This is a genomic window from Actinokineospora sp. (assembly GCF_050699995.1).
In the GTDB taxonomy this organism is placed as follows: Bacteria; Actinomycetota; Actinomycetes; order Mycobacteriales; family Pseudonocardiaceae; genus Actinokineospora.
This window is the reverse complement of sequence record NZ_JBOHGC010000338.1, coordinates 1-11,089: the sequence shown is the minus strand read 5'-3', so window position 1 is coordinate 11,089 and position 11,089 is coordinate 1. Positions and strand designations below refer to the sequence as shown.

The 11,089-nt window shown below is 68.2% G+C and carries 15 protein-coding genes; 3 read left to right on the top strand and 12 right to left on the bottom strand.

From position 1 onward, the window contains the following. Positions 1-12 precede the first annotated feature (12 nt). Complete coding sequence (locus ACRDSQ_RS16840) at positions 13-501, bottom strand: hypothetical protein (RefSeq protein ID WP_431422268.1); 489 nt, start codon at positions 499-501, stop codon at positions 13-15. A 78-nt stretch (positions 502-579) separates the two neighbouring features. On the opposite strand from ACRDSQ_RS16840, the gene ACRDSQ_RS16835 reads away from it, so the two are divergent. Next, a complete protein-coding gene (locus ACRDSQ_RS16835) occupies positions 580-840 on the top strand; it encodes a hypothetical protein (protein ID WP_431422266.1) in 261 nt (86 codons plus the stop codon). On the opposite strand, the gene ACRDSQ_RS16830 is transcribed toward ACRDSQ_RS16835, so the two are convergent. Both ACRDSQ_RS16830 and ACRDSQ_RS16825 read right to left on the bottom strand, forming a co-directional pair. Further along, a complete protein-coding gene (locus ACRDSQ_RS16830; protein ID WP_431422265.1) occupies positions 832-1,197 on the bottom strand; it encodes an STAS domain-containing protein in 366 nt (121 codons plus the stop codon). The two genes, ACRDSQ_RS16835 and ACRDSQ_RS16830, sit on opposite strands and share 9 nt — an antisense overlap. Positions 1,198-1,415: 218 nt before the next feature. Continuing rightward, positions 1,416-1,547: a hypothetical protein gene (locus ACRDSQ_RS16825; protein ID WP_431422264.1), complete on the bottom strand. Its 132-nt coding sequence runs from the start codon at positions 1,545-1,547 to the stop codon at positions 1,416-1,418. A 136-nt stretch (positions 1,548-1,683) separates the two neighbouring features. On the opposite strand from ACRDSQ_RS16825, the gene ACRDSQ_RS16820 reads away from it, so the two are divergent. Beyond that, on the top strand, positions 1,684-2,325 hold the full coding sequence (locus ACRDSQ_RS16820) for a Pr6Pr family membrane protein (protein WP_431422263.1): 642 nt from the start codon (positions 1,684-1,686) through the stop codon (positions 2,323-2,325). On the opposite strand, the gene ACRDSQ_RS16815 is transcribed toward ACRDSQ_RS16820, so the two are convergent. From ACRDSQ_RS16815 to ACRDSQ_RS16780, 8 genes are all read right to left on the bottom strand, one after another. Next, positions 2,303-2,782, bottom strand: a complete 480-nt coding sequence (locus ACRDSQ_RS16815; RefSeq protein ID WP_431422262.1) for a PPOX class F420-dependent oxidoreductase — start codon at positions 2,780-2,782, stop codon at positions 2,303-2,305. The two genes, ACRDSQ_RS16820 and ACRDSQ_RS16815, sit on opposite strands and share 23 nt — an antisense overlap. Before the next feature lie 62 nt (positions 2,783-2,844). Then, a complete protein-coding gene (locus ACRDSQ_RS16810; RefSeq protein WP_431422260.1) occupies positions 2,845-3,789 on the bottom strand; it encodes an acyl-CoA desaturase in 945 nt (314 codons plus the stop codon). A 232-nt stretch (positions 3,790-4,021) separates the two neighbouring features. Next, a complete protein-coding gene (locus tag ACRDSQ_RS16805; RefSeq protein WP_431422259.1) occupies positions 4,022-5,005 on the bottom strand; it encodes an SMP-30/gluconolactonase/LRE family protein in 984 nt (327 codons plus the stop codon). Positions 5,006-5,036: 31 nt separating this feature from the next. Then, complete coding sequence (locus ACRDSQ_RS16800) at positions 5,037-5,681, bottom strand: histidine phosphatase family protein (protein ID WP_431422257.1); 645 nt, start codon at positions 5,679-5,681, stop codon at positions 5,037-5,039. Further along, a complete protein-coding gene (locus tag ACRDSQ_RS16795; protein ID WP_431422256.1) occupies positions 5,678-6,724 on the bottom strand; it encodes a phosphotransferase family protein in 1,047 nt (348 codons plus the stop codon). Before ACRDSQ_RS16795 ends, ACRDSQ_RS16800 begins: the two co-directional genes overlap by 4 nt. After that, positions 6,721-7,470: an SDR family oxidoreductase gene (locus tag ACRDSQ_RS16790; protein WP_431422254.1), complete on the bottom strand. Its 750-nt coding sequence runs from the start codon at positions 7,468-7,470 to the stop codon at positions 6,721-6,723. Before ACRDSQ_RS16790 ends, ACRDSQ_RS16795 begins: the two co-directional genes overlap by 4 nt. Beyond that, on the bottom strand, positions 7,467-8,270 hold the full coding sequence (locus ACRDSQ_RS16785) for an SDR family oxidoreductase (protein WP_431422253.1): 804 nt from the start codon (positions 8,268-8,270) through the stop codon (positions 7,467-7,469). The genes ACRDSQ_RS16790 and ACRDSQ_RS16785 overlap by 4 nt, the downstream gene beginning before the upstream one ends. Beyond that, the gene (locus tag ACRDSQ_RS16780) at positions 8,267-9,466 is read right to left on the bottom strand and encodes an acyl-CoA dehydrogenase family protein (protein WP_431422251.1); all 1,200 of its coding nucleotides are present in this window, start codon (positions 9,464-9,466) and stop codon (positions 8,267-8,269) included. Before ACRDSQ_RS16780 ends, ACRDSQ_RS16785 begins: the two co-directional genes overlap by 4 nt. Before the next feature lie 76 nt (positions 9,467-9,542). Between ACRDSQ_RS16780 and ACRDSQ_RS16775 the strand changes: the two genes are divergently transcribed. Next, positions 9,543-10,124 (top strand): TetR/AcrR family transcriptional regulator, encoded by a 582-nt coding sequence (locus ACRDSQ_RS16775; protein ID WP_431422249.1) that lies wholly within the window; start codon positions 9,543-9,545, stop codon positions 10,122-10,124. Positions 10,125-10,188: 64 nt separating this feature from the next. On the opposite strand, the gene ACRDSQ_RS16770 is transcribed toward ACRDSQ_RS16775, so the two are convergent. Continuing rightward, positions 10,189-11,089: S8 family peptidase (locus ACRDSQ_RS16770; RefSeq protein WP_431422247.1), on the bottom strand; the 901-nt coding region annotated here is incomplete at its 5' end.

Here is an 11,089-nt window from a genome sequence, read left to right as displayed (position 1 = left end):
CTGCTGCCGTGATCAGCCGCTCGGGGTCGGGACCGGAACCGGCGGGACCGGGATCGGCAGGGGCAGCCCGCCCAGCAGGCCTGCCACCAGCGAGAGCACCAGGGTCAGCAGGGTCGAGACCAGGTCGGTCACCAAGGCGATCGGACTGGGCAGACCGGGCAGCACCTGGGGGTTCTGCTGGAGCTTGTCCTGAATCTGGACGGACGTGTCGTCGGCCTCCTCGACGACATGCAGCGTGTTGTTGCTGCGAGCGATGTCGCGGACCGAGGCCAGGACGGGGCGCAGCTCGGTCACCGAGCTGAGCAGGGCCTTGGCGTCGCCCGCTTTGTAAGCGGCGTCGATCTGGTCGTGCAGCTTTTGCAGCTGGGCGGCCGGCGCCGAGTTGGAAGCCTCCGCCGACGCGGAGCCGGGCTGGGTCGCGGACGCCATACCTGTCCCGGCCATTGACAGCACGCTCACGGTCGCGACCGAGGCCACGAGCCGAACGAGGTGACGATTCATCGAAAGGTCCTCTCCGGGTGTCTTCTACCGCTACTGCAGGGCTACCAGCCGGGACGGTAAGTCACCAAAGGATCACCAGTGGTCATCGACGCAGGTCACACCTATCGTCACCCGACGCACGCGGACGAGATCCACGACAGCGTGAAGATCCTTGTCAATCAGCCACCAGAAGCGATCGGAACCCAGGTCAATCACCCACAGGAACACCACGAAGCACGTTCGGCTCATTCTGTGCGGATAATCTCGCAAAAACACTCGAAGGGGCTCTTGCTTTTTACTCCGTTCGCGCGCATACGCGACCGAAATGGGTCGAAGATGAAGTTTTCCCAGTTACCATGACGACTGAACCATCGGGCGAAGCGCGGAGTCCAGATCGCGGAACAGCGCCACCGTCTCGGCCACACCGGTCAGCTGCATCGTGCCGAGAACCGGGCCGGGCGGGACCGCCACACGCAGCCTGCGGCCGCGGTGCAGGCAGTGGTAATGCGCCCGCAACAACAGCGGCGCGGTGCCGACACTGAGGTACGTCACCCGTCCCAGGTCCACTACTACCAGCGCTTTGGCCGAATCCTCGGCGCACGCGTCCTCGATCTGCTCCCGCCACGGCTGCTCGGTCAGCAGGTCGATCCGACCCGCGGCGGTGACCACCACAGCCGAACGGGTGCTTCGCGTGGTCACCTCCAAGGGTGGCGACACGGCAGCCTCCGAGAAATCAAGCACTAACGACGGTTTTGTCATCGTCGCCGGGCCGCGCGGACGCAATACACGCTGGTCGCCGTCGAGTTCGGGGCGACTATAACGGACCGAATGCAAGCCACTCACGCCGCCACGCGGATACTCGGATCCCGCGGGCGAAAGCATGCGGTCCAGTGAATTTCTCAGCCCATTCCCAGGCCATTCACCCGCCGCGGGCCCTAATGATCATCGCTCGGCGCGGCCGACTCGGCCTTGTCCGGCTCGTCGCCGGCGGGCGCGTCGCGCTTGTCGCCCGCGCGGCGCTCGGGAGTGATCTTGGACCAGGCGAGGTCCCGCAGTTCGACGGACACGCAAGATCAATCGGCCGAACGGAGCAAGTTGTTACCCATAGCGACGCTCGATCACTCGTTTGCCGCAATGATCATCCGATCGGCTCAGCGCGGGTTCCGATGGCGGTCAGTGGATCAGTCCGTCTACCTTCTGCGTATGACGATGCGAACGGCGGCCCGCGGCTGGTTCGGCTTCACCGCGCTGGTGGTCCTGGCCGGTCTGGTCACGCAGGTGGCTGTCACGTCCCAGGCCACCGAGGGCCACTTCACGACCGTGGCGGGCCGGGTGGCCAACGTCTTCAGCTTCTTCACGATCCAGTCCAACATCATCGTGCTGGTCACCTGCGCGCTGCTCGCGATCAACCCCGACCGCCAGTCGACGGTCCTGCGGGTGTTCCGCCTCGCCGGTCTGCTCGGCATCGCGGTCACCGGGGTCGTCTTCCACACCGTGCTCTCCGGCCTCTACGACCTTCACGGCGGCGCGGCCGTCGCCGACTTCCTGCTGCACACCCTGTCGCCGCTGCTGACCATCACCGGCTGGCTGGTCTTCGGGCCGCGCGGCGGTATCGAATACCGGGTGATCGGGCTGGCGGCGCTGTTCCCGATCCTGTGGCTGGTGTTCACCCTCGTCCGCGGGCCGTTCGTCGACTTCTACCCTTACCCGTTCCTCGACGTGCGCCTGCACGGCTACCCCGTGGTGATCTTCAACTGCGTGATCGTGGCGGTGCTGTTCCTGGTGCTCGCCCTCGGTGCCCGCGCGCTCGACCGCACCCTGCTCAGGCGGACGGCTCCGGCGTAGCGAGGCGGGCGGGGAAGCCGCCGGTCGCGATCGGGCCCCAGCGGTCGATCTCGATCCGGATCAGGCACTTGCCCTGGCGGACCATCGCCGCGCGGTACTCGGCCCAGTCGGGGTGCTCGCCGCGGATCGACCGGAAGTACTCGACGAGCGGTTCGACCGCCTCGGGCAGGTCCATCACCTCGGCCCGGCCGTCGACCTGCACGTAGGGCCCGTCCCAGTCCTCCGAGAGCACGCAGAGCGTCGCGGAGGGGTCCCGGCGCAGGTTGACCGCCTTGGCGCGTTCCGGGTACGTGGAGACCACCACACGGCCCGTTACTTCGACGCCGTAGGCCACCGGGGACACCTGAAGGCTCCCGTCGGCCCGCCGCGTCGTCAGCACGCCGCGGGAGCGGGCCCGCAGGAAGTCGAGCAGGTCGACGCGATCGGGGCGGCGGACCGTGGCGGTTCGGGGCGACATGCCCTCGAACCTAGTGGCTCGCTTGGACGAGCCACCAGGTCCTCGGATGCATAAGCGACTAGCTACTTGGCGAGCTTGGCCAGACGCTGTGGCGTGGGCCAGCGGACCTCGCTGACCCAGCCGAACTTCTCGAACAGCCAGATGAGCCGCGCCGAGATGTCGATCTGACCGCGCTGGACGCCGTGACGGGCGCTGGTCGGGTCGGCGTGGTGCAGGTTGTGCCAGGCCTCGCCCATCGACAGGATCGCCAGCGGCCAGAAGTTGGTCGCCTTGTCGCGGGACTTGAACGGTCGGTTGCCGACGATGTGGCAGATCGAGTTCGTCGACCAGGTGACGTGGTGCAGGAACGACACGCGGACCAGGCTGGCCCAGAAGAACGCGGTCACCGCGCCCCACCAGGACCACGTGATCAGCCCGCCGAGCACCGGCGGCGCGAGCATGGTGACCGCGGTCCACATGCCGAACTGCTTGTCGATGCGGCGGATGTCCGGGTCGGCCAGCATGTCCGGGGCGAAGCGCTCGGCGTTGGTCAGCTTGCGGTCGAAGATCCAGCCCATGTGGGCGTGCCAGAAGCCCTTGACCAGCGCGGCGGGCGAGGTGCCGAAGGCCCACGGGGAGTGCGGGTCGCCGTCGCGGTCGGCGAAGGCGTGGTGGCGGCGGTGGTCGGCGACCCAGTGCAGGATCGGCCCCTGCAGCGACATGCTGCCCGAGATCGCCAGCCCGACGCGGACCGCGCGCTTGGCTTTGAACGCGCCGTGGGTGAAGCAGCGGTGGAATCCGACGGTCGTGCCGAGGCACGTGAACGTGTAGAAGAACACCGCCAGGCCGACATCGACCCAGCCCAGCCCCCAGCCCCAGGCGAACGGGACCGCGGCGATCAGGGCCACGAAGGGGATGAGGATGAACAAGTACGTGCCGATCTGCGGCCACGGCCCGCGCGGCTCCCCGAACATGGGCTTGGGCCCATCCTGGTCCACCTGCGTGCTGCCCTCGACGGTCGCGGTCATCTTTGCCCTCCGGCTCCTGGGTACTCACCCAGTGTGTCTGGGGGAATTAGTACCTGCTCAGCGGTAAGCAAACCAGGCGTTCAGGCAGACACCAAGCATCGACGAGATGAGGCTTTGTCCGACATGCCGCTTTCACCTGGCGCCGGGTCGCAGCGAGACCCACGTCACAAACTTCGCTCACGCCCGGGGCCGCGATGGCAGCCGGGCGGCCGATTTCCTTACCGTGTCTACTTCAGGGTAGCCCGAAAAGGGCGATCGCCCTCTCGTTGAGGCTTCCCAAATACACAGTTCCCTCGTGCTCGCGGACCCCAGTCACCATGTGGTAGTCCGGTGCCTTGCCGTAGAAGTCATGCACCAACCGCCCGGTGGCGCCGTCGACGGCCCGAACCCACACCACCCGCTTTTCCTTGGGCTGCAACCGATCCGGGACCCGCCAGAGCACCTGGCGGACCCGCGGCGGCGTGCGCAGCAAGAGATCGACGACCGGATCGCGTGGGGCCGCCAGCGCGATCCAGATCAGGCCGTCGGATCCGGTGGAGATGTTGTCGGGGAAAGCGGGCAGGTTGTCGACGAGCACGTCGGACTCCCCCGCGCGGTCACCCGTGAGCCACAGCCGGTTGAGGCAGTACTCGCCGGTCTGGGCGACCACGACGTAGGACTCGTCGGCGGCCAGCGCCACCCCGTTGGCGAAGTGCAGGCCGTCGAGGAGGGTCTCGACCGACCCGTCCGGCGAACGGCGCAGGAGCCTGCCGGTCCCGGAGTGCTCCAGGATGTCGGCTTTCCAGAACTCCAGGTCGAACCGGCTGGTGGAGTCGGTGAAATAGATCGTCCCGTCCTTGGCGACCGCGGCGTTGTTGCACACCCGCAGTCCCGGTCCGGCCGGGATCAGCACCTCGATCTCGCCGTCCCGCTTGTCGACCAGGAGCAGGCCCTTGTCGGCGTCGCAGACCAACAGTCTGCCGTCGGGGTAGAGCTCCAAGCCGAGCGGGCGGCCACCCGTGTCGGTGATGGTGTCGAGTCGCCTGCCGTCGGCGGTGAGCCGCAGGACCCGGCCGTCCTCGACGCCGGTGAAGACATGGCCGTGCTCGTCGACCAGGACGTCCTCGGCGCCGGTCCCGGTCACCTGGCGCACTGTCAGCGCCGGCAGCGACGCCTTCGGCTTGCGCCCTGGGCGGGGCGCCCGCCACACGACCGGCTCGATCCTCGGACGGCCCATTGCCACTCCTGACACTCGGTTCGCGGGTTGGTCAACGGTAGGTGAGGAGTTCCCGGTTGGCTCCCTCGAAATGCCCATGCTCGTTGAACGACACGAGCGACGCTCCGGAACGCCCGACGACGATCTTCGTGATCGCCGCGTTCACCACGACCCGGTTGACCGCCACCACGCCCGCGCCCATCAGCCTCGAGCAGAGCGCCGCGATCACGCCGCCCGAGGTGAACACGAGCGCGTCACCGCCCGCCGCCACCTCGGTGAGCGCGGCGAACGCGCGGTCGGCGAAGTCGGTGTAGGTGCCCGTGCCGCCGACCTCAAGGCCGTTGCCGATCCAGTCCTCCAGCGCCCGGTCGAGCAGCGCCTGGAAGTCTCGGGGCGAGACGGGGGCGTCGACCTGCTCGCGGGCGGCGAGCGCCCGCACGAGACCGAGGTGGTCGTACTCGTCCCACCGCCCGTCGGTCCCGCAGTCGAGGTCGATGCCCGCCGCGGCCAGCGTGGCCGTGGCGGTGTCCCGTTGACGCGCGAGGGTCCCCGCCCAGACCTGAGCGGGTGTGACGCCCCGGGCGCGCAGTTCCTCGCCCAGCACCTTGGCCTGCTGGTGTCCGACCGGTGAGAGGACGTCGTAGTCCGCCGCACCGAACGACGCTTGGCCATGGCGCAACAGGTAGACAACGCTCACTTGCCGATCACCTCGCGGCAGCGCCACTCCAGGTAGCCGGAGAACATCCAGAAGTCCTTGAACGCCGGGTTGTGCGTCTGCCCGTGGTGATAGCGGTAGTAGATCTGCTGCATGATCACCGCCAGCCGGAACAGCCCGAACGCCTCGTACCAGGACCAGTTCGCGGGCTTGAAGCCCATCCGGTCGCAGTAGTAGTCGACGATCTCGGCGCGGGTCAGCATCCCCGGCAGGTGCGACGGCTGCCTGCGGGCCACCTTGAACACGTCGTCGTCATCGCCCTGGATCCAGTAGGCGACGGCGCCGCCGAGGTCCATCAGCGGGTCGCCGAGCGTGGACATCTCCCAGTCGAGGACGCCCACGATGTTCCGGTCGTCGTCCAGCACGACGTTGTCGAAGCGCCAGTCGTTGTGGATGACCACAGTGGACACGTCGGCGGGCTGGTTCGCGTCGAGCCAGGCCATCACCTCGACGAAGTCGGGGACGTTCTCGGTGCGCGCGTTGCGGAAGCGCTCCGACCAGCCCTTGACCTGTCTGCCGACGTAGCCCGCGCCCTTGCCGAGGTCGGTGAGGCCCGCGGCGGCCGGGTCGACCTGGTGCAGGTCGACGAGCCGGTCGATCAGCGTGGTCGACAACGCGCGCGCCCGCGCCTCGCTCAGCGTCATGCCCTCGGGCAGGTCGCCGCGCAGGATGGTGCCCGGAATCCGTTCCATGACATAGAAATCGGACCCGAGCACCGACTCGTCGGCGCACAGCCCGAGCACCGTCGGGACGTACGGGTACACCGGCTTGAGCGCCTGCTGGACCCGGAACTCCCGCTTCATGTCGTGCGCCGACGCGGCCTTCTTGCCGACCGGGGGCCGCCGCAGGATCAGCTCGCGGTCGGGGTAGGTCAGCAGGTACGTCAGGTTCGAGGCTCCGCCGGGAAACTGGCGCACCGCGGGCTCGCCCACCAGTCCATCCACAATGGACGAAAGCCAGCTGTGCACCGCGGCGGTGTCGAAGCTGTCCTCCGACCGGACTTCGCGGGTCTCGTCCACACTCATGACAGCTTGGCCACGATGCCCAGCGGCAGGTTGCGCATGGCGAAGCCCATCAGGGTCCACGGCCACGCGGGCGTGCACGCCTCGGCCGACTCCTTCTCGATCGCCTTCACCATCGACTGGACACCCGGCACGGTGTCGACCATCAGCGGGGTCTTCTTGACCTTCTCGTTCATCTCCGAGCGGATGTAGCCCGGGTAGATGGTGGACACGTTGATCGGCGACTTGAGCAGGTCGGCGCGGATGCCCTCGGCGAGCGCGGCGACACCGGCCTTCGTCGCGGCGTAGGTCGACAGGTTGCCGCCCAGGCCACGCATGGCGCTCATCGAGGAGATGACCACCAGGTGGCCCGCGTTCTGCTCGCGGAAGATCTCCATCGAGGCCTCGCACTGGGCGAGCGCGGAGACGAAGTTGGTCACCGCGGTCTGCTTGTTGGCCTCGAAGTAGCCCGTGCCCAGCGGCTGGCCCTTGCCCAGGCCCGCGTTGACGATCACCCGGTCGATGGTGCCGAGTTCGGCCTTGAACTCGCCGAAGACCTTGAACACCGCGTCGTGGTCGTTGACGTCGAGCGCGCGCACGACGACCTTGATTCCAGGGTTCGCCTTGAGCAGCTCCGTGCGCAGCGTCTCCAGCCGGCCGGTGCGCCGGGCGGCGAGCGCCAGGTTGCGGCCGAGGGCGGCGAACTGGCGGGCCATCTCCTCGCCGAGGCCGGAGCTGGCGCCGGTGATGAGGATGTTCTTACGAGTCACGGGTTTTCCTTCTCCATCTTGGGCCGGAGCTTGGCCCAGTACTTGGCGACCTGCTTGTCCACCAGCCACGGCGCGAGCCGCTTGAGCCGCTGCGCGCGCCTGCCGTCGGCGTGCGTGTGGACGAGGAACCGCTTGGCCGCCACCGCGTCGAAAACCTGCTTGGCCACGTCTTCGGGGGTCACCTTGGACGACGCCATCAGTTTCTGACTGACCTTCAGCGCGGCCGGGTCCGGTGTGCGCATGCGGTCGTTGAGGTTGGTCTGGACGAACGCGGGACACACCACGGTGGTGTTGATCCCGTGCGGTTCGAGTTCGTAGCGAAGGGTTTGCGACAACGCCAGGACGCCCGCCTTGGTGACGTTGTAGGACGACATCCCCGGCAGGTTCATGATCGCGGCCAGCGAGGCGACGTTGACCAGGTGGCCCGAGCCCTGGGCCTTGAACATCGGGGTGAAGGTCGCGCAGCCGCGCACCACGCCCATGAGGTTGATCTCCCAGATCCAGGCCCAGTCGGCCATCGGGATGCGGTCGATCCGCCCGCCCGAGGCCACGCCCGCGTTGTTGACCAGCACGTCGAGCCCGCCCCAGTGCTCGTCGCACCAGTCGCGGGCCGCGGCCCAGGACTCGTCCTTGGTGACGTCGAGGGCCAGGTGATCGGCATCGATCTCCTTGGCGGCGGTCTCGGCGGCGGTGGCGTCGACATCGGTGACGAGCACGCGCCAGCCCGCTTTCGCGTAGTGCGCGGCCATGGCCTTGCCCAGCCCGGAACCGGATCCCGTGATCAGGATGCGACCGGTCATGAGGTGTACTTCTTCAGCTCGATGCGGGAGACGACGCCGCGGTGGACCTCGTCGGGGCCGTCGGCCAGGCGCAGCGAACGGGCGCCCGCGTAGGCCGCGGCCAGCGGGAAGTCGTCGGTCATACCGGCGCCGCCGTGCAGCTGGATGGACATGTCGATCACGTCAAGAGCCATGTTCGGCACCACCACCTTGATCTGCGAGACCTCCGAGAGCGCACCCTTGAGCCCGTAGGTGTCCAGCTTCCACGCCGCGTTGAGGACGAGCAAGCGGGCCTGCTCGATCGCGATGCGCGCGTCGGCGATGCGCTCGCGGTTGCCGCCGAGGTTGGCCAGCGGCTTGCCGAACGCCTCGCGCTCGGTGGCGCGCACGCAGGCGAGTTCCAGAGCCTTCTCGGCCAAGCCGATCAGGCGCATGCAGTGGTGGATGCGGCCGGGGCCGAGCCTGCCCTGGGCGATCTCGAAACCGCGGCCGGGACCGGCGATGACGGCGTCGAGCGGCAGGCGCACGTCGGTGAAGCTGACCTCGCCGTGGCCGAAGGGCTCGTCGTGGCGGCCGAAGACCGGCAGCATCCGCTCGAGCTTGAAACCGGGGGTGTCCAAGGGAACCAGGACCATCGAGTGCCGCGCGTACTTGTGCGCGTCCGGGTCGGTCAGGCCCATGAAGATGGCGACCTTGCAGTTCGGGTGGCCGATGCCGGTGGAGAACCACTTCCGTCCATTGAGGACGATCTCGTCGTTCTTGACCACGGCCGTGGCGGCCATGTTCGTCGCGTCCGAGGAGGCGACGTCCGGCTCGGTCATGCAGAACGCGGAGCGGATCTCGCCGCGCAGCAGCGGTTCGAGCCAGCGCTGCTGCTGCTCGTCGCTGCCGTACATGTGCAGGACTTCCATGTTCCCGGTGTCCGGGGCGTTGCAGTTGAACACCTCGGGCGCGATGAACGAGCGTCCCATCAGCTCGGCGAGCGGGGCGTACTCGACGTTGGCCAGCCCGGACTCGTCTTTGAGGAAGAGGTTCCAGAGACCGGCTTCGCGGGCCTTGGCCTTGAGCTCCTCGATGACCGGCAGGACGACCCACGGGTCGTCCAGTGCGGCGAGCTCACGGTGGTAGTCGGCCTCGACCGGCTCGATCTCGGTGCGGATGAAGTCACCGACCCTGGCGAGATAGTCGGCCGCTTTGGCCGAGTGCGCGAAGTCCACGTCGCCTCCTATTGAGCGTTGCTCAACAAGGTACCCTGCGTATCGAGCAATGCTCAACAGGTCCGAGGAGTGACGTATGTCGGAAGCACCGACCCGAGTCCGCCGCACGGCGGCCGACCGGCGCAAACAGCTGATCGGGATCGGTCTGCGGATGCTCACGGTGCGCCCGATCCACCAGGTCACGGTGGATGAGGTGGCGGCCGAGGCGGGCATCTCGCGCAGCCTGCTGTTCCACTACTTCCCCACCAAGCAGGACTACTACGTCGAGGTCGTGCGCGCCGCGGGCAGGCGTCTGCTGAGGTCCGCGCAGCCCGGCGACGACACCCGCGCCATCGTGGAGGGCTACGTCGCCTTCATCGAACGACGCCGCACGCAATACGTGGGGCTGTTCCGCGCCTCCGGGCTCGACGACTGGGTCAAGGAGATCCACGACGAGACCCAGGACGAGTTGAGCGTGCGGGTGATGTCGGCTTTGGGGCTGGTCGAGCCGCCGGAGCCGGTGGTGTTGGCGGTACGCGCGTGGTGGGCGTTCGCGGAGGAGCTGACGATCGAGTGGACCGGCCGCGAGCGGACGGACCGCGGCGCGCTGGTCTCGTTGCTCCTCGGGGCGCTGGACAACGTGATCTCGCTGGCACGCGAGGTCGACGAACCGAGCTGACCGGGGACGGAGAAAGACGGTGGGCCCGGCGCGAGGTGCCGGGCCCACCGATCCTTTTCTCAGGTCACGCCTTGAGCAGCAGGTTCACCGTGTCCGGGCTGATCCCGCCGATCTTGTCCTTCGTCGCCGCGGCGGTGATCGCCTCCGCGACGGCCGACGGGGTGGCGTCGGGGTTGGCCGCCAGGTACAGCGCGACCGCGCCCGCGACGTGCGGGGTGGCCATCGACGTGCCGCTGATCGTCTTGGTCTCCCCGCCGATCCACGCCGACGTGATGTCCACGCCGGGCGCGTAGAGGTCGACGACCTTGCCGAAGCTGGAGAACTCGGCCTGCTTGTCGGCGTCGTCCGACGCCGCGATCGTCAGCGCCTCGGGCACCCGTGCCGGCGAGCTGTTGCCCGCGTCGTCGGAGCTGTTGCCCGCCGCCACCGCGAAGGTGACACCGGACTCGATCGCCGCCTGCACCGCCTTGTCCAGCGCCTCGTCGGCGCCCCCGCCGAGGCTCATGTTCGCCACCGACGGGCCCTGGTGGTTCTTGGCGACCCAGTCGATACCGGCGATGACGCCTTCGGTCGTGCCGCTGCCCTGCGCGTCGAGGACCCGCACCGGGACGATCTTCACGCCCTTGGCGACGCCGTACTCCTCACTGCCGATCGTGCCCGCCACGTGCGTGCCGTGGCCGTTCTCGTCGTCGGGCTTGTCGTCGTTGTCGACGGCGTCGAAGCCGCCCGAGACGCGGCCGCCGAGGGCCGGGTGGTCGGCCTGGACGCCGGTGTCGATGACGAACGCGGTGACGTTGTCCGCCTTGCCGCTGTAGGTGAACGACTTGTCCAGCGGCAGGTCGGCCTGGTCGATCCGGTCGAGTCCCAATGCCGTGTAGCTTAAGTTGATCATGATGCTGGTCGGGGTGTCAGTCTGCGGATCGTGATCGTGGCCGGTTGCTTGTGGCGTGTGCTGGCCGGCTCGT

Excerpts from the sequence above, each read along its gene's own strand:
- ACRDSQ_RS16775 (WP_431422249.1), top strand. The coding sequence starts at position 9,543 with ATGTCGGAAGCACCGACCCGAGTCCGCCGCACGGCGGCCGACCGGCGC.
- ACRDSQ_RS16805 (WP_431422259.1), bottom strand. The coding sequence starts at position 5,005 with ATGGGCCGTCCGAGGATCGAGCCGGTCGTGTGGCGGGCGCCCCGCCCA.
- ACRDSQ_RS16785 (WP_431422253.1), bottom strand. The coding sequence starts at position 8,270 with ATGACCGGTCGCATCCTGATCACGGGATCCGGTTCCGGGCTGGGCAAG.
- ACRDSQ_RS16820 (WP_431422263.1), top strand. The coding sequence starts at position 1,684 with ATGACGATGCGAACGGCGGCCCGCGGCTGGTTCGGCTTCACCGCGCTG.
- ACRDSQ_RS16795 (WP_431422256.1), bottom strand. The coding sequence starts at position 6,724 with ATGAGTGTGGACGAGACCCGCGAAGTCCGGTCGGAGGACAGCTTCGAC.
- ACRDSQ_RS16810 (WP_431422260.1), bottom strand. The coding sequence starts at position 3,789 with ATGACCGCGACCGTCGAGGGCAGCACGCAGGTGGACCAGGATGGGCCC.
- ACRDSQ_RS16815 (WP_431422262.1), bottom strand. The coding sequence starts at position 2,782 with ATGTCGCCCCGAACCGCCACGGTCCGCCGCCCCGATCGCGTCGACCTG.
- ACRDSQ_RS16840 (WP_431422268.1), bottom strand. The coding sequence starts at position 501 with ATGAATCGTCACCTCGTTCGGCTCGTGGCCTCGGTCGCGACCGTGAGC.